Source organism: Acetobacter sp. JWB (assembly GCF_003323795.1).
GTDB classification, from domain to species: Bacteria; Pseudomonadota; Alphaproteobacteria; order Acetobacterales; family Acetobacteraceae; genus Acetobacter; species Acetobacter oryzifermentans.
The window spans coordinates 1,823,174-1,846,416 of record NZ_CP030871.1; the positions used below are offsets into that span (position 1 = coordinate 1,823,174).

Below are 23,243 nucleotides of genomic sequence, written 5' to 3' on the forward strand. Positions count from 1 at the left end.
GCCCGTTAGCCGCGCTTACGGTTTAAGCGCCTGCGCAGCCCCGCCAGCACATCTGCCAAGTCTATAACGCCCAGCATGTGCAACATACCGGCATAAAATATGCCCCCGGCCCCTACCATAACGGTCAGCCATATTAACCGCATAAGAAAATGCGCGGGCAGCGGCAGCAAGGTTTCTATGCCAACAAGCAGCAGCGCCATAACAACCGCCCCTAGGCCAACCCGAGCAATGCCACCCAATAGTTCTGGAGCAAGCAACAGCGCATTTTTTTGCCGAAGTAAAAAAGCCAGCACAGCCACATTTATAACAGCGGCCAAACTACTGGCCAAAGGTGGCCCCATATGAACCAGAGGCTTCATGAACAGTAGATTAAGCACAAAATTAAGCAGCAGCACGCCAATACCGATGTAAACTGGTGTGCGCGTATCCCCGCGTGCAAAAAATGCTGGAGAGAGAACTTTCACAAGCACAAAAGCGGGCAAGCCAATAGCATAAGCCCGCAAGGATTGCGCTGAAAGCAGTGCATCATGCTCGGTGAAAGATCCGTGGCCGAACAGAACAATCATGATCGGCCCTGCCAATACCAGCAAGCCAGCTACAGCCGGAAGTGTGAGCAGCAGAACATATTCAATAGACCGGTTTTGCGCTGCATGCGCTGCATCTGTTTCTCCTGCTGCTAAATGGCGCGTGAGCACAGGCAAAAGCGTGGTGCCAGCCGCCGCCCCCAAAACCCCCAAAGGCAACTGGTTAATCCGGTCCGCAAAATACATAAGGGAAACACTGCCTGCCGGAAGCAGTGTGCCAATAATGGTATCAATAGTAAGGTTAATCTGCCCAACACCACTGCCGATCAGCCCCGGCACCATACGGCGCAGCAACAGGCGGATACGGGGCGTAAGGGCTGGCCACAAAGGCATTAGGCCAAAATGCGCACGCTCACACGCCCAGAACAGCAGCCCCAGTTGTGCAACGCCAGATGCCGTTACCCCCCATGCCGCAGCGTAAGCAACATTCGGCAAAAAGGGTGAAGCTAGCAGAATGGCTGCAATACCCACTACATTGAAAGCCAGATAAGCCGCCGAGGCCACACCGAACCGGTGCAAACCATTAAGAACACCAGCCAGCAGCGCTGCCGCGCAAATCAACACCAGATAAGGAAAGGTAATACGGCTCAGACTGACGGCTAGAGCGTATCTATCCCCACTTTGTAAAAAGCCGGGAGCGATAACCTTAAGCACCTGCGGCATAAAAATTTCGCCCAGCACGCATAAAAATACCAGCCAGACCAGCATAACGCCCAAGGCCCTGCGTGCAAAAAGCTGTGCTTCCTCTTTGCCTTCTCGCGTCAGTACAGAAGAAAACAAAGGCACAAAGGCTGCGTTAAATGCACCCTCCCCAAACAAGCGCCGGAACATGTTAGGCAGACGAAATGCCACCTGATAGGCATCCTGCAATGCCCCTGCACCCATAAAAGCTGCCAGAAGTTGATCCCGAACAAGGCCAAGAACACGGCTGAGCATTGTCCAGCCGCCAACGGTAAGGAAATTTTTGAGCATGACAGGATCAGTTCTTACTACGCCGCAGGAAACTGCGCGACACTAACGAAAGTGTCAGAAAAAGATACGGAAATATGATCCTTATGCGGCATATCTGGTTATGGCATAGGCAGCGCCGCCATACCGCGATATGGTCTGATAACAAAGCTTATGCTCGCCCCCAGCATACAAAATATGCTGAAGATAAAATGTTATTGCGGAACCCCTGGGAGAACACACCAGAATATGCCCGATTCATTGCCATCACAATTTCTTCCGGATTCACCGCGCTGCTCTTTTATCAAACCAAGCCAGCGCTCTCGTCGGGGGCAGGAAATGGCGCGTACAGTTCTGGCGCTGTTTATTGTGGGAGTAGCCGTTTACACTATCCAAGGCTTTTTGCCCGCATTGGCATGGGGAAGTGTTTTTGCCATTGCCACATGGCCTCTTTATACGCGCGCTTGTAATAAATGGCCTCATGCAGCCTCTGGCACGCTTCTGCCCTTGTTATTTACGGCAGCCATGGCATTGCTATTTGTTATTCCGCTTACTCTTGTAACGCTGGAAGCTGTGGGAGAAGCCCAGAGCGCACTGGAATGGCTATCTCATGCGCGCGAATATGGTGTGCCTGTACCCGATACCATTCATCGCCTACCTTTTGGAAGTGCCGCGATAAGCAAATGGTGGGAGGCGCATCTTTCAGACCCGCGTGATCTTTCTGGCATGCTGGGTAATCTGGATAGCAAGGGTGTGGCTGTTACACGCGCCGTGGGTTCGCAGGTTGCGCATCGCGCCACATTGTTCTGCTTTTCCATCCTAACCTTGTTTTTTCTGTATAAAGATGGGCTTTCCGTTATCCGCCAGTGCCGCGTGGTTTCATGCCGCGCTTTTGGTAAACGCGGAGAAAGCATCGGGCGCCAGATTGTCGCTTCCATTCACGGCTCTGTTCAAGGGCTGGTGCTGGTAGGTATTGGGGAAGGCTTGCTGCTTGGCATTATCTATGTATTTGCCCATGCCCCCCACCCTGCTTTATTTGGCGTGATTACGGCCGTGGCAGCCATGATTCCTTTTTGCGCCATGATAGCTGTCGGCTTGGTCTCTCTGCTCATTCTGGTGCAGGGTAGCTCTGTTGCCGCCATTACAACTTTTTGCATTGGCGCAGTGATTATTTTTACCGCTGACCACTTTATCCGCCCTGCCCTTATTGGCGGCAGCACCAAGCTGCCCTTCCTTTGGGTACTATTGGGTATTCTGGGCGGCGCAGAAACATGGGGGCTGATTGGCCTGTTTGTTGGGCCTGCGGCTATGGCTGCACTTAATCTGCTGTGGTGCCGGTGGGCATACGGAAACAACCCAAAAGCCAGTTAGGCTTTTGGGTTGTTCTGCAACACTGATTTTTCAGAGAAAATATCGGGCAGGCGGGATTCGAACCCACGACCCCCAGTCCCCCAGACTGATGCGCTACCAGACTGCGCTACTGCCCGTTAAGTGTGGAGTGGTGTTTAGCAGGAGGTTTTCTGCAACACAACCCACCCCTGACACAATTTTTTAAGAAACCAGCTTTTTACGGAACTCTTCTAGCTCCACCAGCACATCTGCCAGATCCTGACGTAGCTGACGGTTCTGTTCCACTAGTTCTGTCATATGCGGATGCGGCTCAATAGATGCAAATGTCACCACTGCATCTTCCATTTCTGGTGATAGATCTGCAGCACCCTCAACATTCTCAGCAACCACTTCTGGCTCTGGCTCTGGCTCTGGCTCTGGCTCTGGCTCTGGCTCTGGCTCTGGCTCTGGCTCTGGCTCTGGCTCTGGCTCTGGCTCTGGCTCTGGCTCTGGCTCTGGCTCTGGCTCTGGCTCTGGCTCTGGCTCTGGCTCTGGCTCTGGCTCTGGCTCTGGCTCTGGCTCTGGCTCTGGCTCTGGCTGGATTGTGGATACATTATTATCCACAGCAACTGCTTTTTCGGCAGAATCTTCTACAATTTCAGATTTTTCTACCACAGCTTCAGATGGTTCAGTTACCTCTGTTGCAGTTTCTGGTAGCTTTTCAGCCTCATCTTGTGGGGCTGTTTCAGGTGCAGGCACACCACCGCTTTGCAGAATCCGCTGCACACCTTTGATGGTATAACCCTGAGTGTAAAGCAAATCTGCAATATGGCGTAAAAGCTCTATATCGGCTGGCCGATAATACCGGCGGCCACCACCGCGCTTTAACGGACGCACCTGATGGAACTGCGTTTCCCACAACCGAAGGGTATGCTGCGGCACATGAAGTTCATCTGCCACTTCGCTGATTGTCCGAAAAGCAAAGGGCCCTTTATCGGAAGGCGCTGAATTCGTGCTTACATTTTCCGTTGCCGGAGGAGACTGCTCTCCCCCTGTTTCGGAAAAAGTCTGCGCCTCATCAGTCATGATCATGCTCCGCTTCTGCATCTAGCGTTTCGTGGTTTACTTCAGCGCGCAGAAGCTGACTCGGACGAAAGACCAAGACCGAGCGCGGCAAAATCGGAACTTCCTCACCCGTTTTCGGATTACGACCGCTCCGTTGGCCTTTTTTCCTAACCGAAAAAGTGCCAAACCCGCTGATTTTAACACTTTCGCCGCGTTCAAGAGCGTCCATCACCGTCTCCAGAACATCTTCCAGAAGAACGGAGGATTCTTTACGAGACAGGCCAACCTGCTGATAGATCTGCTCTATCAAGGATGCACGTGTGACAGTTTCCATAAAAATTAAAGTAACACGCTTACACGCCGCGTCAATTCATTCACGCAGTTGTGCTTACAATATGTTCTAAAATTATAGCCTTACCAAAGCAGAACCCCATGTCAGACCACCACCCAAGGCTTCCATCAAAACCAGGTCACCTTTCTGGATACGTCCATCACGCACAGCCTCATCCAATGCCAAAGGCACAGATGCCGCTGAGGTATTGGCATGCCGATCAACCGTTATCACCACCCGCTCAGCAGGCAGGTTCAGCTTTTTCGCAACGCCTTCAATAATGCGGATATTCGCCTGGTGCGGCACCAGCCAATCTACATCTGCGTAAGAAAGGCCTTCAGCTTCCAGCGCTTCATCTACAGAAGAAGAAAGTTTGCCAACGGCATGGCGGAACACGTCACGCCCGCTCATTTTCAGATGTCCGCTTTTATCTGGCTGTCCCACGGCACCATCCACATACAACAGATCGCCCGCTGTACCATCGGAATGTAAATGCGTGGAAAGAATACCGCGCTCACCCGGCTCATCCGAGGCAGAAAGCACAACTGCACCAGCACCATCCCCAAACAGCACACAGGTTGTACGGTCTTCCCAATCCATGATGCGGGAATACACTTCAGAACCGATAACCAGCGCGTTCCGAATCTGGCCGGAACGGATAAACGCATCTGCGGTGGAAAGTGCAAAAATAAAGCCAGAGCATGCGGCAGTAATATCAAAGCCAAAGCCCTGCTTCATGCCCAATGCGGCCTGAACACGTACAGCCGTTGCAGGAAAAGCCTGATCTGGCGTGGCTGTCGCCACAAAAACTGCATCAATATCTTCAGCCGTTAGCCCCGCATAGTCTAAGGCGCGCCGTGCGGCCTCTGCCCCCATGCTGGCTGCCGTATCATTCGGCCCAACAAGATGGCGGCGGGTGATACCTGTGCGGGTTTTGATCCATTCATCTGATGTTTCAAGACGTTCTGCCAGCTCTGCATTGCTGACAACCTGATCTGGCAGGAAACCGCCAAACCCTACCAGAAGCGAACGTTTCGCCATAAACCGTTCTTTCATTATCAGCCAACAGCATGCGGTAGCGACCCAACATGCCGCTACTGATCAGACAGTCTTGTACCAATCAGGAAACGGGAACCGCTGGCTCGCGCTCCTCCGCATTTTGCTGGGGAGAGAGAAGTGCACTCATATGGGAGAGACGATCACGGATACTGTCATTAAATCCGTGCGTCACCATATCCATCGCCACATCAACCGCTGCGGCAAAACCTTCTGCATCCGTGCCGCCGTGAGACTTAACAACCACACCGTTCAGGCCTACAAAAACGGCCCCATTGTAACGGCGCGGATCAAGCCATTCCTTCATGCGTTCCAAACCCGGACGCACAAGCAGATATCCAATTTTGGAAACAATACCACGCTTAAATACGCGCCGCAGGAGAGTGGTTGCCATTTTAAGCACCCCTTCCCCGGTTTTAAGCGCGACATTTCCGGTAAACCCATCAGTTACAACCACATCGGTTGTGCCTGCGGTAATATCATGCCCTTCCACAAAACCATGGAACTGCGAAGCCAGTGGGCTTTCTCGCAGGGCTTCTGCTGCTACACGCAGCTTTTCATCACCCTTCAGCTCTTCCGAACCGATATTGAGCAACCCGATAGAGGGCGCAGGCAGCCCCAACACAGCCTTGGCAAAAGCTTCACCCATTACGGCAAACTCTACAAGGTTGCGCCAGTCACACGCCACATTCGCACCCAAATCCAGCATGACCACATCACCCTTGATGGTAGGGCTGATGGCCGCCATGGCCGGACGGGAAATACCCGGAAGGGTTTTAACAACAATCTTGGCCAAAGCCAGCATGGCACCGCTGTTACCAGCAGAAACCACACCACGGGCGCGGCCACTTGCCACGGCATCCATGGCAATGCGCATGGACGATCGCCGCATCCGCAAAGCAGATGTTGGCTTCATATCCATTGGGATAGACTGATCCGTATGCGAGATAGTGCATATGGATGCAGCCTTGGGGTACTTTGCCAGCAAAGGCCGCAACTGGGATTCATCCCCCAGCAGCAGCACCTTGATGCCTCGGTGCCGTTCAGCGGCGGCGGCGAGCCCGGCGACAACAACTTCCGGAGCCCCATCACCTCCCATTCCATCCACGGCAAGGCTGAACACCTCGTCCTGTTCAGAAAGGGAATTATCTGGAATCTCGGTCTTGTTCATGCCTGCTTCTCTGCCATACCGCAGATGCCTTGCTCCCACAGAACGCGCATCACGCTGCAATGCGCGTTTTACCGCAAACCCACGCTATTAAGCGCGGACAGCAACCTTAAGTGCCTTACCAGAAGCAACCACTTCACGACCATCGTAATGGCCACAATGGCTGCACACATGGTGCGGGCGCTTCAGTTCGCCACAGTTAGAGCATTCAGCAAAAGCTTCCACGTTCAGAGCTTCATGGCTGCGACGCATGCCACGACGTGAAGGCGAGGTTTTCTTCTTGGGTACAGCCATGAGCCCGAGCCCCCTCTTGAAAAACGGTTTAAAAACGCCCGGCAGCGTGTTTTTTCACCCCACCGAACAACAACACAGGTTTATCACCAGACTGAGCCGGGGCCTCTAGCAGACAGCAAGCATTTTCGCAAGCAATCCGGAAAGAAAACCCGTACCGCGCCTAGATCAGGCCTTCCCCGGTTTTAGCCGAGACAGGGCCGCAAAGGGGTTCTGCTTTTCATCCTGCTCCCCTTCTTCCAGAAGTTTTTCTGCCTCTTCCTCGCTCAGAACAAGGCCTTCTGGCAGATCAATTTCCGGCGCATGTGGGTATGGATCCAGATCAAGCGCAAACTGCTCTACCGCAGCTTCACCCAAGTCAATATCCTGCCCTTCATACGGAATTTCATCAATTGCATCCAAATCAGGCTCTTCGGGTTCTACAAACCGTTCAGAAGGCACAAACCGAATGTTGAATGCTCCTGCCAGAACATCCTCAAAGTTTTCAAGGCTGACAACGCAGGTCTGCGTATAATGAACAGCCAGCGCACCTTCTGCCTCCACCACACTGTGCCTATCGGCCTTAAGCAGATACCGACAGCGGAAAAGTGTAATTTTTGGCAAACCAAGGCGGCGGGCAATCGCTGCACATTCCTGTTCTGTTGCTTCCACCGTCACTGCAGTTTCCTGCCCTCCGATTCGGCGCAATGCCATTGGGCGGGAAAATTCTGGTTTTTCAGACATGGCAGCCTCCTGAGCTGGCAGAGGAAGATCGTTTACAGGGGCGCATACACTTACGGGCACACCCCCACCTGCAACGCTTTTTCTAATTGGGGCTTTTTGAAGGAAAGCTAAAGGGGGTAAAGTGTAAAAACGAATGGAAAAAACCATTCTGTAATTGACGCTTCGTATCAGTTTGAGGCATCCGACTGTTACATGGCCGCGATGTGCGGATGCCTTAAATGTTATACTTAGGGAAGCCTCAACCGAATGAAGCAGCCACGCCAGAACAAAATATCACGCCTGCGGAATACCTGCGGCGCGTTGGCGGCAGTAATAGCGCTTTCTGGCTGCGCCGTGTTTGGGCCAACCCCCACGCCTCGTGGCTCTTTGATTGAGGCAGATGATTACAACCAGCTTATCCCCGGCGCCAGCACACGGGCCGATGCGTTAGATCTGCTAGGCTCCCCCACCACCAAGGGAGCGTTTGATGACAACACATGGATCTATATTTCCATGAGCACATATCTGATTCCCATGGATTTTCCGGGAATCGGCAAGCAGCAGGTTGTGGTGCTGAAGTTTGATGATGCAGGCAACCTTCAGAGCTTACGCACACTGAACAAAAAAGATTCCCGCTCTGTCGCCATGATCAACAGCATCACCCCCACGCCGGGCACAAAAATCAACATCCTACAGCAGATTCTGGGGAACGTGGGCCGCTACAACCCCATGCAGAATATGATGGGCGCGGGCTCCGCAGGCGGTGGCGCAGGTGGTATGGGCATGAACAATCAGGGGCCAGGCCACTTTGGTTCTGGCAACTCTCTGTAACTGCCAGTGGGTCTAGCGCGGCAGGAACAGCCTGACGCGCAAGCCACCCATTGGGGAATCCAGCAATTCCATCTCGCCGCCATGTGCGCGCACGATATCGCGTGAGATTGTTAGCCCCAGCCCGGTTCCACCCCCACGCCCACTCTCAAAAGCCCGTAGAACGCCGTCTCGACGTTCTGGAGGGATACCCGGCCCATCATCATCTACCATCACCACAACGCCATCTGATCGGCTCTGAGCGCTTAAATTGATATGCTTTGCATAGCGCCGCGCATTATCCACCAAATTTGTTAATGCGCGGCGCATGGCATCTGGGCGCATATGCACGCGCAACCCCTGCGCCACACGCACAGAAAAAACATGCGCGCCAGCCCGCCGGGCCGCAGCAGCCACGTCTTCCAAAAAGGGTTCTATTTCGGTTTCTGCAACGTTTTCGGCCCCTTCCCCCCGTGCAAAGGCCAAATAACTGGCAATCATGTGCTCCATTTCAGCCACATCACCAATCATGTCTTCCACGTCGGGTTGAATATCCTCTGCCCGTACCATGCCGGTACGGGGCATCATGTCCAAAGAAAGCCGCAAACGGGTGAGTGGTGTGCGCAAATCATGCGATACACCCGCCAGAACCCCCGTGCGTTGCGATACAAAACGGTAAATCCGATCTTGCATGCGGTTAAAGGCCACAGCAGCTTTACGCACTTCCTGCGCCCCTGCCGGACGAATAGGGCCAATATCACGCCCAAGCCCAAACTGTTCGGCCGCATGGGCCAACCGCCGGATAGCCCGCACTTGGTTACGCATGAACAGGCTGGCAATCACAAACAGCAGCAAGGAACTACCAACAGCCCACGCCACAAACAGCCAGATCTGTCCCATATCCAACCGTTTACGTGGTGCTTCTACATCCAGCACACCATCTGGCAACTGAATGGAAATTTTGACTGTATGGGGGTCTGCCCGCCAGTTTACAAAAAACGGATAGCTAATGGAGGCACGTAAGGCGCGAGCCAGATCTTCATCCATAGGCCCCAACACATGGGTAGAGCCAAAACGCCTAAGCCGCGCATTGGAATGCCACGATTCCACCAACTGCAAATGTTGCTGGGCTTGCTCTACAAACCACTGCCGGTCTGCCGGTTTTTTCAAATGCTCCAAGGCGTTCAATGAGAGCACTATTTCCGATGTAACGGAATCTGAAAGACGCCGCGAGGCAACCTGTAGAAAATTACCGTAAAACACTTCCAACGCGATGCCCTGCGTGATCAGCAAGGGAATGAACACAATCAGCAAAGATCTCGCCAGAAGCGAACGTGGAAGCACGCGCCGCATGGATTTTTCCACCCTGCGTGATTTCCAGAATGAGGATGGAAAAAGCTTTAGCCCGCTGCGCTGCATGATCTAGTCTTACAGCCCGGGTTTGAGCACATACCCACGCCCACGAATGGTATGCAGGTATCGTGGTTCCTTGGGGTCGGGCTCAATACGTCGCCTAAGACGCGTAACCTGCACATCTACGGCGCGTTCTCCAATTTCCGCCATATCCAGCGCCCTGGCAATTTCCTCCCGCGAGAACACATCATTGGGCCTGCGCGCCAATACGGAAAGCAGAGCGGCCTCCCCTCCCGTAAGATGGATGGTACCATTGGGACCACTAAGAATAAGCCGAACCGGATCAAACTCCTTATCCCCTAACCGCACGATGCGCAGATTATCCGTGGCCGGAGCAGGCTGATGCCGGCGCAAATGTGCTTTCAAGCGCAAAAGCAGCTCACGCGGCTCAAAAGGTTTACCCAGATAATCATCTGCCCCAGCTTCCAGCCCCGTAATGCGGTCTGCTGGCTCTCCTCGTGCTGTAAGAAGCAGAATGGGAAGTTCCTGCCCTTCATCACGCAGTGCGCGTGTTAGCTCCAAACCGTTTTCACCCGGCATGGTCACATCCAGCACCATGGCATCGGGCTGAATACCTTCCAGCGTTTGCCGTGCTTCTGCCGCACTCGCCGCCACGCTTACCCGAAAACCGTGCTCAAACAGGTAACGCTGCAACAGCCGCCGCAACCGTGGATCATCATCCACCACGATAACATGCGGGGCGACATCTTCTTCCACACTCTCGCGCTCATGCTCCATGCCGCCCTCCTTTTTTGCCTGCTGCATCTTCATTCAGCACAGACCGACTCTGCTCGGATAACATTCCACGCATCACGCGCCGAAACCCTTCTACGGCGGCACCTCCTGCCTCCCGGTACGCTGCCACAAGGCGCTGGCGCACAACAGCAAACAATCTGGCTTCTGCCGCCTTACCTTCTGGGCTTAAAAAAAGCAGACGCTGCCGCCTATCCTGGCGGCCCGGTTGGCTTTCCAGATACCGCCTTGCGTCCAGTTCATGCATGGTGCGGCCAAGGCTTTGTTTTGTCACCCCCAACACAGCTTGAAGGCGGCTAACTGGAATACCGGGGCTAAATGCCAGAACCTGCAAGACCCGGTAATGCGCGTGCCCCAAACCATCTTCTTCTAAAACGGGCTCAACAGCCTGCGCCATATCGCGCGATGCCAGAAACATGAGGGTTTGCGCCAGCCTCAACTGTTCTTCCCGCAGAAAGAGCAGGTCTGCCCCTGCTGTTTCATGAGGTAGGGACATATGCATTCAGGCTCCCTGCTTTTAAGCGCGCGCCATAAAGGGAAAACCACCCATACGGGCCTTGATACGCCCAAAACGCAGAACATCTGCCAGACGCCTGTCCACAAACGCAGCCAAAGCAGCTTCATTCTCGCCACGGGCCAGCCAGTACAGCAGCACAGAGGCATATACGCCACCCAAGCTCAGGCGCTTGGTCATGTAAGTTAGCCCAGAAGAGTCATCCTGCGCGGCCTGCCAGATGGCATTAACGGTGCGCATCATGCTTCGGCGCAGCGCTTTTCCCTCACACGGTGCCAGCAAAACAGAAAGACCTTTACGCGAGGCTGCACGGACAGACGCATCTGCTGGGAGCCGATACAGCAGCGCCTGCCTTACACGCTGGCTTAGTCGAGCTTCTTCCGTATCCCACATAGCTTCCAGCATATCTCTGTCACACAGATCAAACCACGCTTCCACAAGCTCCGCACTCCCACCCGGAAACAGCAGATCCGCATCTGGGCCTGCCACTTGCAGCAGAACATCCATGCCCCATCCGCGCTCTCCGGCCACCGCAGCCATTTTACGCAAGATCTCATCCCGCGCTGGGTCACGCTCCAAAGGCGCAGGCATAATGCCAGCAGCCAAAGTTGCCACTGCCAATGAGATAGCCTGACTTATCTTACCTGCACCCGTACTCATGCTTTATGCCCCATACCGTGTGATTTCTTTTGCAAATCCAAATTTGCTCATATCCGTCATCCGCATGGGATAGAGGATTCCATCCAGATGATCCATTTCGTGCTGCATGACATGCGCCCGAAAGCCTGTGGCCATGCCTTCCACTTTCTGACCATGCTGATCAAACCCAGCATACCATATGCGCTTATAACGCGGCACTTCCCCACGCAGGTCAGGCAGAGAAAGGCAGCCTTCCGCCCGTAGCTGCGTTTCATCATCAACAGGCGTTAAAATCGGGTTGATCAAAGCCTGCACAGGCAAAGGGGGATCATCTTCCCCTTCACTGCGGGCCAACGGCACGCTGTAAATAAAAAGCCTTTGAGACACAAAAACCTGTGGGGCCGCCAAGCCTACGCCACCGCTTTCTTCCAGAGTTTCACGCATATCGGCTATCAGGCGTTGAATATCTGGGGCTGTGGGGTCTGGCACCTCCTGCGCGGACTGCCTTAAAACCGGGTGCCCCATGCGGGCTATTGCAAGAACTGCCATTTTTCACCCCATTTCTATGGAGGTTGCACAATAAAAGCACTCAGAAGTGCATTTTAAACACGAAAGAACAAATTGTATCTTGTCTAAAGGCCGTGTTATAGAGACCGCCAACAAAGGAATCGGCGCCCCGCAAGGCCGCGACGGTTCCGGTTCCGTATAATCTACAAAAAGCCGGGTTACCCGGATTTTTCTGAAACAGGGGTTAGAGACCAAGTGCACGTTCTCGTCCGTGACAACAATGTCGATCAGGCTCTTAAAGCGCTCAAGAAGAAAATGCAGCGTGAAGGAATCTTCCGTGAAATGAAGCTGCGTCGGCACTTCGAAAAGCCGTCTGAGCGTAAGGCCCGTGAAGCGGCAGAAGCCGTGCGCCGTGCTCGTAAGATGGAACGCAAGCGTCTGGAACGCGAAGGCTTCTAAGCCTTTCCATCCTTCTATCCAAAAAAGGCCGGCATCCTATGGATGTTCCGGCCTTTTTTGTGCCTGCTATGTTTGATAGCTTCGCGCACATAAAAAAAGCCGCCCCACCTAAAGTGGAGCGGCTTTTTAAACTGGTAGCTTGCTAAAAGCGTTACTTCTGGAGCTTATCCAGCTCCCGCACAATGGCTTCACCCATAACGGATGTGCCAACGCGCGCCATGCCTTCGCTCATGATATCTGCCGTGCGCAGACCGCTTTCCAACACGTTGGAAACTGCCTGCTCAATCATGTTTGCTTCTTCCTGCTTATTCAGGGAGTAACGCAGCAGCATGGCAAAAGATAGAATCTGCGCAATTGGGTTTGCAATGCCCTGCCCGGCAATATCCGGCGCACTACCATGAATGGGCTCATACAGCGCGGGGAATTTGCCATTTTCACGCACAGCACCAAGCGTTGCAGAAGGCAGCATACCCAAGCTGCCTGTGAGCATAGATGCAAGGTCAGACAGCAGATCACCAAACAGGTTGCCTGTTACAATCACATCAAACTGGCGCGGGTTACGCACCATCTGCATGGCGCAGTTATCGGCCAGCATGTGAGAAAGTTCTACATCCGAGAATTCTTTGGCGTGCACATCTGTCACCACTTCCTTCCATAGAAGGCCGCTTTCCATGACATTGCATTTTTCAACAGAGCACACACGGTTGGACCGCTTACGTGCCAGATCAAACGCCACACGTGCCACACGTTCAATTTCGGATGTGGTGTAAACTTCCGTGTTCACACCGCGCTTGCTGCCATCTGGCAGGGTTTCAATACCACGTGGGTTGCCAAAATAGATACCGCCCACCGTTTCACGCACGATCATAATATCCAGACCGCGCACCACATCCGGCTTAAGCGTGCTGGCATCAACCAGTGCATCAAACACTTTGGCAGGGCGCAAGTTGGCAAACAGCCCCAGTTCCTGCCGCAGCTTGAGAATGGCTACTTCCGGGCGCTTTTCAAACCCCACATGTGCCCATTTCGGATCCCCCACCGAGCCAAACAGCACAGCATCTGCAGCCCATGCCTTCTCGATTACTTCATCACGGATAGGCACACCGTATTCTGCCAGAGAAGCACCACCAACCAGATCTTCCGTAATATCGAAGGACAGGCCACGACGGCTTTCCAGCCAATCAATAACGTGCCGGACTTCCCGCATGATTTCGGGGCCAATACCGTCACCCGGCAGAACAAGAAGTTTTATGGCTGTGTTCTGTGCAGTCATCATGCAGCTCCAGAATAATCAATCAATATGAATGGAAGGCATCCAAGGTTTTTCCCGGTTTTCCCGGTTTTCATACCCTTCGATATTTGTTTCGTGCTGAAGTGTCTGGCCAATATCATCCAGCCCTTCCAACAGCATATGCTTACGGAACGGATCGATTTCAAAAGGCACTTCCTGCCCATCTGGCCGCACAATCACCTGCCGGGGCAGATCAACCGTAAGGCGGGCATTGCTGCCCATGCTGGCATCCTCCATCAGCTCATCGCAAATTTCGCGCGGCAGACGGATCGGTAAAATACCGTTTTTGAAGCAGTTATTGAAAAAGATATCTGCAAAAGAAGGGGCAATCACACACCGAATGCCAAAATCCAACAATGCCCAAGGCGCATGCTCGCGCGATGAACCGCAACCCAGATTATCATAGGTAATCAGGATTTCGGCTTTGCGCCATGGCTCTTTATTCAGCACAAAATCCGGGTTTTCTTTGCCATCTGGCAGATAGCGCATAGCATCAAAGGCATTTTTGCCCAAACCAGTGCGCTGCGTGGTTTTAAGAAAGCGTGCCGGAATAATTTTATCGGTATCAATGTTAGCTTCTGGCAGAGCTGCTGCAATGGCCGACAGAGTTGTAAACTTTTCCATTATGCCAGCTCCCTTACATCAGTCAGGCATCCGGTAACGGCAGCAGCAGCAGCCATAGCTGGAGACAGCAGATGTGTGCGACCACCCGGCCCCTGACGCCCTTCAAAATTACGGTTGGATGTAGAAGCGCAACGCTGACCCGGTGTCAGCCGATCCGGGTTCATGCCGAGGCACATAGAGCATCCGGCCTCACGCCATTCAAAACCGGCATCCAGAAAAATCTGATCCAGACCTTCTTCTTCCGCCTGCCGCTTTACGTTGCCCGAACCCGGAACAATCATGGCGCGCACGCCTTCAGCCACCTTGCGGCCAGCCGCTATCTGCGCAGCGGCACGCAGGTCTTCAATGCGGCTGTTGGTGCAAGACCCAATAAAAACCACATCAATAGGTGTGCCTGCAATTTTCTGCCCGGCTTCCAGCCCCATGTAGTCCAGCATGCGCTGCATTTGGGTGCGCTTGGCTTCATCTGCTTCATCAGCAGGATTAGGCACAGCAGCCGTAATGGGCAGCACTGTTTCTGGGCTGGTACCCCATGTCAGGCTAGGGCTGATATCTTCTGCCCGAAGCGTCACTTCCTTATCGAAATGCGCGCCTTCATCAGAAGCCAGTGTTTTCCAATAGACAACGGCCTTATCAAACTCTTCGCCTTTGGGGGCAAAGGGGCGGCCACGCACATATTCAAATGTGGTTTCATCTGGCGCAACCATGCCTGCACGTGCACCGGCCTCAATCGCCATGTTGCACAGCGTCATGCGGCCAGCCATGTCCAGACCACGAATGGCGGAGCCAGCAAATTCAATAACATGCCCTGTGCCACCAGCCGTGCCAATGTGCCCGATAATAGCCAGCATGATATCTTTGGCAGAAACGCCAGCACCCAGCGCGCCATCTACCGTAACGCGCATGTTTTTGGCTGGCCGCTGCAGAATGGTCTGCGTAGCCATAACATGCTCAACTTCCGATGTACCGATACCGAAAGCCAGCGAACCCAGAGCACCATGCGTAGACGTATGGGAATCACCGCACACAATGGTCATGCCTGGCAGAGAGATCCCCTGCTCTGGCCCGACAACGTGCACAATACCCTGATTGGCAGATAGCAACGGGAAATACGGAACCCCGAATTCCTTAACGTTACGTTCCAGCGTTTCAATCTGGTTACGGCTATCAGCTTCTTCAATCGGCTGGGTACGGTCAGACGTGGGCACATTGTGGTCAACCACCGCCACCGTTTTTTCTGGATGGCGCAGTTTACGCCCTGCCAGACGCAAGCCTTCAAAAGCCTGCGGGCTGGTGACTTCGTGCACAAGGTGCCGGTCAATATAAAGAATGGAGGTGCCGTCCGGCAGAGTTTCAACGACGTGATCATCCCAGATCTTGTCGAACAACGTACGCGGGCCCATGCCCTCCTCCTTTATATTTCTTACACTACATGCATCAGCACACCTACTTGGGCCAGTGCTGTTGCGGTATGCCTATATATCAAAAAGACCCGACTGACATAGGCCAGCCGGGTTTTAAAAACCATATCAGACCGCAGTAAACGGTTATATGGTTTTAGTTGGCTGCCGGGGCAACCACTTCACGCGGGCGTTCTGCAATACGTGCAGACTTACCGCTACGGCCACGCAGGTAGTACAGTTTTGCACGACGCACTTTACCACGACGCACAACCTTGATTTCTGCTACCGTAGGTGCGTACAGCGGGAACACACGTTCCACACCTTCACCATTGGAAATTTTGCGCACGGTGAAGTTGCTGTTCAGGCCCTTGTTGGAACGGGCAATCACAACGCCTTCAAAAGCCTGCAGACGGGTACGTTCACCTTCCTGCACCTTAACGGAAACACGCACCGTATCACCGGCTTCGAATTCCGGAACAGCGCGCTCTGCTGTCAGACGCTTAATTTCTGCAGCTTCATACTGCTGAATGATGTTCATGTCGGTATCCTTCCTCAAACCCCAAAATGGTCTGTCTGTGCGGCCCCGCCCACAGCTTCAGCCATGTTTCTTTCCTTGCGAGCCAGCCAGGCAGACCACAGATCCGGCCTTCTTTCCCGCGTTATTTCTTCTGCCTGCTTCTGCCTCCAGGCCGCGATGGCGGCATGATTGCCCGAAAGCAGGATTTCCGGCACAGCGCGCCCTTCCCATTCAGCAGGACGGGTATAGTGCGGATATTCAAGCAGCCCTTCGGAAAAACTTTCCTCTACGCCACTTTCTTCACACCCCATCACGCCGGGCAGCAGGCGCACACACGCATCCAGCAACACCAGTGCAGCAGTTTCCCCACCAGAGAGAATGTAATCTCCGATAGATACCTGCTCGACGTCATGCGCTTGCAGCACACGCTCGTCCACACCTTCAAACCGACCACACAGCAACAACACCCCAGAACCAGCCGCATAACGCCGCACATCCTGCTGCGTTAAAGGCCGCCCACGTGGCGTAAGATACACACGCGGCACATCCGCTGGCGCTTGAGAAGCTGCAAAAGCAGCATCCACCACATCTGGGCGGATAACCATGCCTGCACCACCACCAAACGGTGTATCATCCACTGCACGATGCCGGCCCAGACCATGCTGCCGCAGATCTTCCGTCCGACATGTCCACAAGCCTTTTTCCAGTGCTCGCCCTGCAAGAGAAAGCCCCAGTGGGCCCGGAAACATTTCAGGAAACAGCGTGAGCACAGTGGCCTGCCAGTTCATGGCTGCACCTCTGTTTTCTGCCGTTTACCAACGCCACGTCCTTCTTCGCCCGAAACTTCTTCAGGGCGCACCACCGTAATTGTCCGTTGTTCCAGATGCACTTGCGGCACACAGGCCTGAGTAAACGGAACAAGGGAACCATCACTTAGTTCCAGACTGGCGCCAGCTCCATAATCATGCACCATCACAACACGACCAAGAGAAAGACCGTTTTCGAATGCTTCCATGCCAATAAGATCAGCATGATAGAATTCTTCTTCCTCAGGTTCAGGCAAAGCTGTGCGCGGCACATACAGGCGGGTGTTTACCAATGCCTGCGCAGCATCACGATCGGCCAACGGCGTGCCATTGGCATCCCGCAATTCGGCCACGCTATCCGCCCCACGCCAACTAAGGAACCATTTACGGCCTTGATCATCCTGCAATGCCCCAGACTGCTCCAGCGTTTGTGGGTTTTCCGCATAAGCGCGCACACGCACAAGGCCGCGCACACCATGCGGTTTACCAACAACGCCCATCAGAATGAGGTTTGAGCACATGATGGTTTCAGGCTTTAGGCAGCAGCGGCTTCGGCAGCTTTAGCAGCTTCAGCAGCGCGTGCCTGTGCCTTCTTCTTCGGAGCAGACTTTTTCGGCTGTTCACGATAAGCGGGCTTAGGCGCCAGACCAGCGTTACCAAGGAAGCGTGCAACGCGATCTGTCGGCTGAGCACCTTCAGACAGCCAATGCTTGATACGTTCTTCCGTCAGGCGCACGCGTTCAGCGTGGTCAGACGGAAGCATTGGGTTGTAAGCGCCAACCTTTTCAATGAAACGACCATCACGCGGGGAACGGCTATCTGCCACAACGATGTGGTAGTAAGGACGCTTCTTGGCACCTGCGCGGGCAAGACGAATTTTAAGACTCATTCGGAGTTACTCCAGACCCAAAAATAAAAAACCCGAAAAACTGCTTCTAGAAACAGACCGCCTTAGCGGAAAGGATTGCCACCAGGCCCACCCGGCGGCCCTCCTCCTCCCATTCCTTTCGGCATGAGCGCGGACATTCCCTGGCGCATGAGACCTTTCAAGCCCAGTTTGTTGAAGCGCTTCATCATGGAGGACATCATATCAAACTGCTTAAGCAGCTTGTTAACATCCTGAACTGTAGATCCAGACCCGGCAGCAATACGCTTTTTGCGCGATGCCTTGATAATGGCAGGCTTTTTGCGCTCTGCCTTGGTCATGGAAGAAATAATGGCAAGGTGCTTTTTCAGGATCGAGGTATCAAGATCCTTGTCCCCCAAAGCTTCCTTAACTTTACCCATACCCGGCAACATGCCCAGAATACCGGAAATGGACCCCAACTTGTTGATCTGGCGGATCTGGGATGCGTAGTCATCCAGATCGAACTTGCCCGCCATCATCTTCTGGGCGAGGCGTTCACCTTCTTCCTGATCAAGCGTATCGGCGGCTTTTTCAACAAGCCCGGCAATATCACCCAAGCCAAGAATACGGCCTGCCACACGTTCTGGATAAAACTCATCCAGCCCGTCCAGCTTTTCACCCGTACCAATCAGCTTGATGGGGGCACCGGTAATGGCACGCATAGAAAGCGCTGCACCACCGCGGGAATCACCATCCATCCGGGTCATGACAACGCCGGTTACGCCCACAGCCTCATTAAAGGCCTTAGCGGTATTCACGGCATCCTGCCCGGTCATGGCATCCACAACCAGCAGGGTTTCTGCCGGATGCGTGACATCACGAATCTGCCGCACCTCATCCATCAACGCTTCGTCTATGGAAAGACGACCGGCGGTATCGAGGATAACGACATCGTAACCTTCAAGCCGCCCCGTATCGAGGGCACGCTTGGCAATTTCTACTGGTGTTTGCCCAGCGATAATCGGCAGGGACGTGACACCAACCTGCTCTGCCAACTGCGCAAGCTGCAACTGTGCTGCAGGGCGCTGTGTATCCAGAGAAGCGAGCAGAACCTTTTTACGTTCACGCGTTTTAAGGCGCAGGGCCAGCTTACCAGAAGTGGTGGTTTTACCAGACCCCTGCAAACCAACCATAAGAACAGGAACAGGCGGAGTGGAATTGAGATTAAGAGGAACAGCACCCGCACCGCCAAGAGCATCAATAAGTGCATCATTGACGATTTTGGCGACAGCCTGACCGGGAGAAATGCTTTCCAGCACCTCATGCCCAACGGCACGTTCTTTAACTTTATTAACGAAGTCTTTAACAACAGGCAGCGCAACGTCGGCATCCAGCATAGCCAGACGGACTTCCCGCATTGCCTCCAGAACATCGGCTTCAGACAGCGCTCCCTGTTTAGCGAGGCCATCAAAAACGCCGGAAAGCTTGCCTGAAAGAGCTTCGAACAAAAGTATCACACCCCATAACAAGACGCGCCACTGCGCGAACACTCGCGGAGTGGCGGGCCTGATTTGTTGCAGGGGTTACGGGATACCCCTGCGAGAGTCAAGAACCTTCTGGCGGTTTACTTGCCAGATTTGCCTGCATCAGACGCTGGGGCCGGATGTTCTACCGCATGCAGTTGATCCAGCAGATCATGAATTTTTACCTGACGTGCATGGATTTGTGCCAGCTGATCGGTTGTCAGCACATCATGGATGCGGGAAGCCGTTTCCAGATGCTGAGATTCACGCTGGGCGCGCAGGGTAGCCATTTCCTGCTGCAAAGTTGCAACCTTGTCTTTATCCACCGAGCCGGGAGATGTCAGGGCATCTTCAATCTGGCGATGAATTTTGTCGAAATCACCACGGAGATCCTGCGCCTGATCCTGACGGTGTGCTTCCTGCAGGATGGTCTGGATCTGCTTGCGCTGCTTTTTTGTAAGATCAATGCCATCCAGAGCATTCAGCCCTGCACCCGGAATACCGGGGCCAAAGCCGTTTCCATTAAATCCGTTACCCGGTTCTGCATGTGCGCTTACGCCTGCAACAGAAACACCTGCAGCCACAATTGCTGCCAGAAGGGTCTTTTTGATTTTCATAATGTCTATGCTCCTTAAAAGCTTGAACTGCTCCATACTTGGGGAAGATTGCAAACTTGCCAAGGGTTACGCCGAATATAAATCCTTAGGCATTCGGGTTGACATCAATCCGCAGACTTGCGCGCTAACTCTAGAAAACGGGCGGCATCGGCCACTTCCCGCTGTATACCGGCAATACGGTCTGTTATTTCCGTATCCTCACCCCATACAGCCATCTGCATACGTTCATCCAGCGTTGCACTGGCCACCAGCTCATCTACAGAACCTGCACCATTCACCAGCGCCAAACCCAGCACAAGGCTCCCCAATGCAGGCACGGAAACAGCAAGCACAGCCAATTCCGCTGGGTTCAGCTTTTCCATGGCATCATAGAGCTTTTGCAACGACTCTTCAGGCTGCACAATTGGCATCACGCCAGAGGATGTGTGCAGGGTGACACCATATTGCTTACGCAGCCACTCCAGCCACGGGTTCCATTCCTTACGCTGGGCTTGTGCCAGCTTACCTTCTCCCGGTTCCCGGTAGCTCAGCAGATCACTTCCCGCATAAGCCAGAAGGCTGCGCAAAACCCCTTCCCGCTCAGCAGGAATACGCTCGATCATGGAGCCTGCAATGCCGGTAAGAGGCAAATCTGCAGGTGAAAAACGACCATCTGCATTTTGCCCGGCAGCTTGCCATTCCGCCGCCAGTGCATCTGCCAACGCGCGAGACTTTACACATAGCGGAGTCTTGCGTGGCAGACGAATGCTGCGCCCATCAAGTTGCACCACAAAGCCCTGCTCTTCCGGCGTGACATTGGCCAGCTTCCAGAACCGCTTACGGCCAGCAGGCGCATTGCCAGAAACATTATGTTCGGTAGATGCCATTTTCATTGGAACAGCCCCAAGCCACGCAACATGTTCATGACCTTTCCTTCCTTGCCCGCTTTTTTCTGCGGAGCATCTGGCCCAGCCACACCCTCACGCGCAGCGGAAAGCATAGAGGGGCAACTATCTCCCTCTCCATCATTTCCACCAATACTTATGCCGTATCGGCCCTCGTAAGCCGGGTCCATACGCGGTTTGGGGTCTGACAATGTACCTGTAACTGCAACATCGGAAGAAGCCGAAGCCCCACCCAGCAACACGCGAGGAGACAGATGCATATCTAGCGCCTGAGAGCCCAGCCCCACTGTGCCGTGCCCATGCAGAACCAGAAACGGCGTTTCCAGCCCTAACATATCAATGTTGGCGTTACCCTGCGCAAACTGCATATGGCTGCCAAAGCACCTGACTGGCATTTTGCCTTTAACAGGCACCTGTGGCCCTAAAAGGGTGCGAATAGCGGCCCCACTTACGCTGCCATCCACAACCGAAACCCCAAGATGACCATCCAGATTGTTGCGCCGATCTTCCGGCGTTTCCCCTTGTGTGGAAACTGCTCCTACAAGCTGCACCGTGCCAGAAAGAGATGCAGAAAGGCCAAGCCAGCGCTCAACAACAGGCAATGGTAAAAATACAGGATGCGCCGCCAATTCAATCTGAGGCACAGCACCTGCGACATCATACACCAAGCGGCCGACCTGCTGGAAACCATTGCCCTCTGCCTGCACGGGCTCAAGCGTTAGCCTGCTATTTTGCAACGTAGCATGCGTGCTAACATGCGCCCATGTAACACCTTGCCAATTTACACTTTGCGCCTGCACATCCACCGCACCATGCGCGCCACGCAGCGCATCCGGCACAGCATGGTGCCGTATCAACGCAGCCGTATCGGCAACATCTATGCGGCCATCTACCTTAAGATCATTGGCGGCTGGCAGATCACCACCGGGCGCCACATGCGCAAGCTGGCCATGCACATCCAACGCAGAAGCCCCAGCACTTAGGTTACCTGTGCCGTGTATGCTGGATTCACCCTGTGTGAGCGTTAAATCCACTGGCACAACCTGCTGCGCAACGTGCTCAGGCTGAGCCAACTGCTGTATTGTGCCAACCGTGCCGCGCAGGCTTAATACCTGCGCCCCAACCTGACCATCAATCTGGGTCGTCACCGGGTCTGTTGGCCGGGCTGTGTCTATCACCACACGTGTTAACGCGGCCTGTGGCAACCATGCACCCACATCCACATTTTCTGCCCGCACATGCAGGCTTTGTGGTGCAGGCTGCGCCCCCTGCCCACCAACAGCCATATCTATAGATACGTTACGGCCATCTGGCAGATTTGCATGCGGAAAAAAGACATTCAGGTCACGTAGTTGCGCAACAGAGCCACCAATCTGCAACGCATAAACCTTTTGGCCCCGTGGATCTGTGATGGACCCATCTATATGGGCCAACCCAGCAGGATGACCATTAACGGTAAGGGAAATTCTGAGCTGCATTGGCAACTGGGCAGACATTGGCAACAAAGGCCCAGTTTGCCCGGTAAGCGCTAACTGACCAGCCCCTTTACGCAGCTTTACGTCAAAATCAGGCGCGTTACCTGAAAGCCCTTTAACCTTGCCTTCGGCAACCTGAAACGCACCGGAACGATGATGCACTGCATCAAGCCAAGCAACCTGCGCCTGCGTGAGTGAAAGATCTGAGACCGTTAGATTCCAGTGCATCTTACCGGAACTGGAAGAAGCCCCTCCGCCGCTGCTCTGACGCTCCTGCGGTGTGAAGTGCCAGTCTGCCCGCCCATCCGCCAAACGCCGCAACTGCACTTGTGGGCTGATCAGGCTGACATCTTCAAACGCAATGCGGTGCGAAAACAGCGGCAACAATGCCAGCCGGGCACGGACTTGTCCGATATCCAGCATATTTACGCCATCTTCCGCCACGCTGGAAAGTTTGACACCCTTTGCTTCCACCCATGGAAAAGGCAGAATCCACACATGCAACTGGCCGATTGTGAGGTGACGGCCTGTGCTACTTTCCACGGCATCGGCCAACCGTGTTTTAAGCCAATCAGCATCCTGTGTAGCAGATACAATCGTGGCACCGCCCAGCGCCAGAACAGCGGCCCCCGCCAACAGGCCGATTTTCCATTTCAGACGCATGTGCGTTTCTCCTGTTTCAACTTAAAC

26 protein-coding genes and 1 tRNA gene are annotated in these 23,243 nt (G+C 53.9%); 3 read left to right on the top strand and 24 right to left on the bottom strand.

Going from position 1 to position 23,243, the window contains the following annotated elements; all coding sequences use genetic code 11:
- Positions 1 to 5 precede the first annotated feature (5 nt).
- The gene (gene murJ / locus DS739_RS08610; RefSeq protein WP_006116512.1) at positions 6 to 1,556 is read right to left on the bottom strand and encodes a murein biosynthesis integral membrane protein MurJ; all 1,551 of its coding nucleotides are present in this window, start codon (positions 1,554 to 1,556) and stop codon (positions 6 to 8) included.
- Between the two features lie 174 nt (positions 1,557 to 1,730).
- On the opposite strand from murJ, the gene DS739_RS08615 reads away from it, so the two are divergent.
- Complete coding sequence (locus DS739_RS08615) at positions 1,731 to 2,903, top strand: AI-2E family transporter (protein ID WP_050793138.1); 1,173 nt, start codon at positions 1,731 to 1,733, stop codon at positions 2,901 to 2,903.
- 42 nt (positions 2,904 to 2,945) lie between these two features.
- Here the strand turns inward: DS739_RS08615 and DS739_RS08620 are convergent.
- From DS739_RS08620 to DS739_RS08650, 7 genes are all read right to left on the bottom strand, one after another.
- Positions 2,946 to 3,019 (bottom strand) — tRNA-Pro (locus DS739_RS08620).
- 64 nt (positions 3,020 to 3,083) lie between these two features.
- Positions 3,084 to 3,947, bottom strand: coding sequence for a MerR family transcriptional regulator (locus DS739_RS08625; protein ID WP_114012472.1), 864 nt, complete (start codon positions 3,945 to 3,947; stop codon positions 3,084 to 3,086).
- Entirely contained in the window at positions 3,940 to 4,260 is a 321-nt protein-coding gene (locus DS739_RS08630) for an integration host factor subunit alpha (protein WP_003623929.1), read from the bottom strand. Before DS739_RS08630 ends, DS739_RS08625 begins: the two co-directional genes overlap by 8 nt.
- Before the next feature lie 72 nt (positions 4,261 to 4,332).
- Positions 4,333 to 5,313: a beta-ketoacyl-ACP synthase III gene (locus DS739_RS08635; RefSeq protein ID WP_006116509.1), complete on the bottom strand. Its 981-nt coding sequence runs from the start codon at positions 5,311 to 5,313 to the stop codon at positions 4,333 to 4,335.
- A 64-nt stretch (positions 5,314 to 5,377) separates the two neighbouring features.
- Positions 5,378 to 6,484 (bottom strand): phosphate acyltransferase PlsX, encoded by a 1,107-nt coding sequence (gene plsX / locus DS739_RS08640; protein WP_035350623.1) that lies wholly within the window; start codon positions 6,482 to 6,484, stop codon positions 5,378 to 5,380.
- 87 nt (positions 6,485 to 6,571) lie between these two features.
- Positions 6,572 to 6,775 (bottom strand): 50S ribosomal protein L32, encoded by a 204-nt coding sequence (gene rpmF / locus DS739_RS08645; RefSeq protein WP_006116507.1) that lies wholly within the window; start codon positions 6,773 to 6,775, stop codon positions 6,572 to 6,574.
- A gap of 165 nt (positions 6,776 to 6,940) precedes the next feature.
- Positions 6,941 to 7,495 carry a DUF177 domain-containing protein gene (locus DS739_RS08650; RefSeq protein WP_035350645.1) on the bottom strand — a complete coding sequence of 185 codons (555 nt, stop codon included), beginning with the start codon at positions 7,493 to 7,495 and terminating at the stop codon, positions 6,941 to 6,943.
- 246 nt (positions 7,496 to 7,741) lie between these two features.
- Between DS739_RS08650 and DS739_RS08655 the strand changes: the two genes are divergently transcribed.
- Positions 7,742 to 8,305, top strand: a complete 564-nt coding sequence (locus DS739_RS08655) for an outer membrane protein assembly factor BamE (protein WP_019088338.1) — start codon at positions 7,742 to 7,744, stop codon at positions 8,303 to 8,305.
- A gap of 12 nt (positions 8,306 to 8,317) precedes the next feature.
- Here the strand turns inward: DS739_RS08655 and DS739_RS08660 are convergent, their stop codons facing one another.
- Genes DS739_RS08660 through def form a run of 5 tightly spaced genes read right to left on the bottom strand, consistent with a single transcriptional unit; the run spans position 8,318 to position 12,149 of the window.
- Positions 8,318 to 9,700: an ATP-binding protein gene (locus DS739_RS08660; protein ID WP_006116504.1), complete on the bottom strand. Its 1,383-nt coding sequence runs from the start codon at positions 9,698 to 9,700 to the stop codon at positions 8,318 to 8,320.
- 9 nt (positions 9,701 to 9,709) lie between these two features.
- Entirely contained in the window at positions 9,710 to 10,432 is a 723-nt protein-coding gene (locus DS739_RS08665) for a response regulator (protein ID WP_081461450.1), read from the bottom strand.
- Positions 10,422 to 10,943, bottom strand: coding sequence for a MarR family winged helix-turn-helix transcriptional regulator (locus tag DS739_RS08670; RefSeq protein WP_035350643.1), 522 nt, complete (start codon positions 10,941 to 10,943; stop codon positions 10,422 to 10,424). The genes DS739_RS08665 and DS739_RS08670 overlap by 11 nt, the downstream gene beginning before the upstream one ends.
- Positions 10,944 to 10,964: 21 nt before the next feature.
- Positions 10,965 to 11,621, bottom strand: coding sequence for an RpsU-Divergently transcribed protein (locus DS739_RS08675; RefSeq protein ID WP_006116501.1), 657 nt, complete (start codon positions 11,619 to 11,621; stop codon positions 10,965 to 10,967).
- 3 nt (positions 11,622 to 11,624) lie between these two features.
- Positions 11,625 to 12,149, bottom strand: coding sequence for a peptide deformylase (def, locus tag DS739_RS08680; protein WP_006116500.1), 525 nt, complete (start codon positions 12,147 to 12,149; stop codon positions 11,625 to 11,627).
- 213 nt (positions 12,150 to 12,362) lie between these two features.
- Between def and rpsU the strand changes: the two genes are divergently transcribed.
- Complete coding sequence (gene rpsU / locus DS739_RS08685) at positions 12,363 to 12,566, top strand: 30S ribosomal protein S21 (RefSeq protein ID WP_003623949.1); 204 nt, start codon at positions 12,363 to 12,365, stop codon at positions 12,564 to 12,566.
- A gap of 151 nt (positions 12,567 to 12,717) precedes the next feature.
- Here the strand turns inward: rpsU and leuB are convergent, their stop codons facing one another.
- The 11 genes from leuB to DS739_RS08740 form a co-directional block, all read right to left on the bottom strand.
- Positions 12,718 to 13,842, bottom strand: coding sequence for a 3-isopropylmalate dehydrogenase (gene leuB, locus DS739_RS08690; RefSeq protein ID WP_006116499.1), 1,125 nt, complete (start codon positions 13,840 to 13,842; stop codon positions 12,718 to 12,720).
- A gap of 15 nt (positions 13,843 to 13,857) precedes the next feature.
- The gene (gene leuD, locus DS739_RS08695; RefSeq protein ID WP_006116498.1) at positions 13,858 to 14,481 is read right to left on the bottom strand and encodes a 3-isopropylmalate dehydratase small subunit; all 624 of its coding nucleotides are present in this window, start codon (positions 14,479 to 14,481) and stop codon (positions 13,858 to 13,860) included.
- Positions 14,481 to 15,884, bottom strand: a complete 1,404-nt coding sequence (gene leuC, locus DS739_RS08700; protein WP_006116497.1) for a 3-isopropylmalate dehydratase large subunit — start codon at positions 15,882 to 15,884, stop codon at positions 14,481 to 14,483. The genes leuD and leuC overlap by 1 nt, the downstream gene beginning before the upstream one ends.
- A 154-nt stretch (positions 15,885 to 16,038) precedes the next feature.
- The gene (rplS, locus tag DS739_RS08705) at positions 16,039 to 16,422 is read right to left on the bottom strand and encodes a 50S ribosomal protein L19 (RefSeq protein ID WP_035350614.1); all 384 of its coding nucleotides are present in this window, start codon (positions 16,420 to 16,422) and stop codon (positions 16,039 to 16,041) included.
- Positions 16,423 to 16,436: 14 nt separating this feature from the next.
- Positions 16,437 to 17,189: a tRNA (guanosine(37)-N1)-methyltransferase TrmD gene (gene trmD / locus DS739_RS08710; protein WP_003623954.1), complete on the bottom strand. Its 753-nt coding sequence runs from the start codon at positions 17,187 to 17,189 to the stop codon at positions 16,437 to 16,439.
- Positions 17,186 to 17,728 carry a ribosome maturation factor RimM gene (gene rimM, locus DS739_RS08715; RefSeq protein ID WP_006116495.1) on the bottom strand — a complete coding sequence of 181 codons (543 nt, stop codon included), beginning with the start codon at positions 17,726 to 17,728 and terminating at the stop codon, positions 17,186 to 17,188. The genes trmD and rimM overlap by 4 nt, the downstream gene beginning before the upstream one ends.
- 14 nt (positions 17,729 to 17,742) lie before the next feature.
- Positions 17,743 to 18,096 (bottom strand): 30S ribosomal protein S16, encoded by a 354-nt coding sequence (gene rpsP, locus DS739_RS08720; protein ID WP_003623956.1) that lies wholly within the window; start codon positions 18,094 to 18,096, stop codon positions 17,743 to 17,745.
- Positions 18,097 to 18,158: 62 nt separating this feature from the next.
- A complete protein-coding gene (gene ffh, locus DS739_RS08725; protein ID WP_035350639.1) occupies positions 18,159 to 19,562 on the bottom strand; it encodes a signal recognition particle protein in 1,404 nt (467 codons plus the stop codon).
- A gap of 116 nt (positions 19,563 to 19,678) precedes the next feature.
- Positions 19,679 to 20,194, bottom strand: a complete 516-nt coding sequence (locus DS739_RS08730; protein ID WP_035350612.1) for a Spy/CpxP family protein refolding chaperone — start codon at positions 20,192 to 20,194, stop codon at positions 19,679 to 19,681.
- 104 nt (positions 20,195 to 20,298) lie between these two features.
- Entirely contained in the window at positions 20,299 to 21,066 is a 768-nt protein-coding gene (locus DS739_RS08735; RefSeq protein ID WP_006116492.1) for an ATP12 family chaperone protein, read from the bottom strand.
- Positions 21,063 to 23,216: an AsmA family protein gene (locus tag DS739_RS08740; protein ID WP_006116491.1), complete on the bottom strand. Its 2,154-nt coding sequence runs from the start codon at positions 23,214 to 23,216 to the stop codon at positions 21,063 to 21,065. Before DS739_RS08740 ends, DS739_RS08735 begins: the two co-directional genes overlap by 4 nt.
- Between the last annotated feature and the right edge of the window lie 27 nt (positions 23,217 to 23,243).

Bases quoted from the DNA above. Each gene is read 5' to 3' on its own strand.
- murJ (WP_006116512.1), bottom strand. From the start codon at position 1,556: ATGCTCAAAAATTTCCTTACCGTTGGCGGCTGGACAATGCTCAGCCGT.
- DS739_RS08615 (WP_050793138.1), top strand. From the start codon at position 1,731: ATGCTGAAGATAAAATGTTATTGCGGAACCCCTGGGAGAACACACCAG.
- DS739_RS08625 (WP_114012472.1), bottom strand. From the start codon at position 3,947: ATGACTGATGAGGCGCAGACTTTTTCCGAAACAGGGGGAGAGCAGTCT.
- DS739_RS08630 (WP_003623929.1), bottom strand. From the start codon at position 4,260: ATGGAAACTGTCACACGTGCATCCTTGATAGAGCAGATCTATCAGCAG.
- DS739_RS08635 (WP_006116509.1), bottom strand. From the start codon at position 5,313: ATGAAAGAACGGTTTATGGCGAAACGTTCGCTTCTGGTAGGGTTTGGC.
- plsX (WP_035350623.1), bottom strand. From the start codon at position 6,484: ATGAACAAGACCGAGATTCCAGATAATTCCCTTTCTGAACAGGACGAG.
- rpmF (WP_006116507.1), bottom strand. From the start codon at position 6,775: ATGGCTGTACCCAAGAAGAAAACCTCGCCTTCACGTCGTGGCATGCGT.
- DS739_RS08650 (WP_035350645.1), bottom strand. From the start codon at position 7,495: ATGTCTGAAAAACCAGAATTTTCCCGCCCAATGGCATTGCGCCGAATC.
- DS739_RS08655 (WP_019088338.1), top strand. From the start codon at position 7,742: ATGAAGCAGCCACGCCAGAACAAAATATCACGCCTGCGGAATACCTGC.
- DS739_RS08660 (WP_006116504.1), bottom strand. From the start codon at position 9,700: ATGCAGCGCAGCGGGCTAAAGCTTTTTCCATCCTCATTCTGGAAATCA.
- DS739_RS08665 (WP_081461450.1), bottom strand. From the start codon at position 10,432: ATGGAGCATGAGCGCGAGAGTGTGGAAGAAGATGTCGCCCCGCATGTT.
- DS739_RS08670 (WP_035350643.1), bottom strand. From the start codon at position 10,943: ATGTCCCTACCTCATGAAACAGCAGGGGCAGACCTGCTCTTTCTGCGG.
- DS739_RS08675 (WP_006116501.1), bottom strand. From the start codon at position 11,621: ATGAGTACGGGTGCAGGTAAGATAAGTCAGGCTATCTCATTGGCAGTG.
- def (WP_006116500.1), bottom strand. From the start codon at position 12,149: ATGGCAGTTCTTGCAATAGCCCGCATGGGGCACCCGGTTTTAAGGCAG.
- leuB (WP_006116499.1), bottom strand. From the start codon at position 13,842: ATGATGACTGCACAGAACACAGCCATAAAACTTCTTGTTCTGCCGGGT.
- leuD (WP_006116498.1), bottom strand. From the start codon at position 14,481: ATGGAAAAGTTTACAACTCTGTCGGCCATTGCAGCAGCTCTGCCAGAA.
- leuC (WP_006116497.1), bottom strand. From the start codon at position 15,884: ATGGGCCCGCGTACGTTGTTCGACAAGATCTGGGATGATCACGTCGTT.
- rplS (WP_035350614.1), bottom strand. From the start codon at position 16,422: ATGAACATCATTCAGCAGTATGAAGCTGCAGAAATTAAGCGTCTGACA.
- trmD (WP_003623954.1), bottom strand. From the start codon at position 17,189: ATGAACTGGCAGGCCACTGTGCTCACGCTGTTTCCTGAAATGTTTCCG.
- rimM (WP_006116495.1), bottom strand. From the start codon at position 17,728: ATGTGCTCAAACCTCATTCTGATGGGCGTTGTTGGTAAACCGCATGGT.
- rpsP (WP_003623956.1), bottom strand. From the start codon at position 18,096: ATGAGTCTTAAAATTCGTCTTGCCCGCGCAGGTGCCAAGAAGCGTCCT.
- DS739_RS08730 (WP_035350612.1), bottom strand. From the start codon at position 20,194: ATGAAAATCAAAAAGACCCTTCTGGCAGCAATTGTGGCTGCAGGTGTT.
- DS739_RS08735 (WP_006116492.1), bottom strand. From the start codon at position 21,066: ATGAAAATGGCATCTACCGAACATAATGTTTCTGGCAATGCGCCTGCT.
- DS739_RS08740 (WP_006116491.1), bottom strand. From the start codon at position 23,216: ATGCGTCTGAAATGGAAAATCGGCCTGTTGGCGGGGGCCGCTGTTCTG.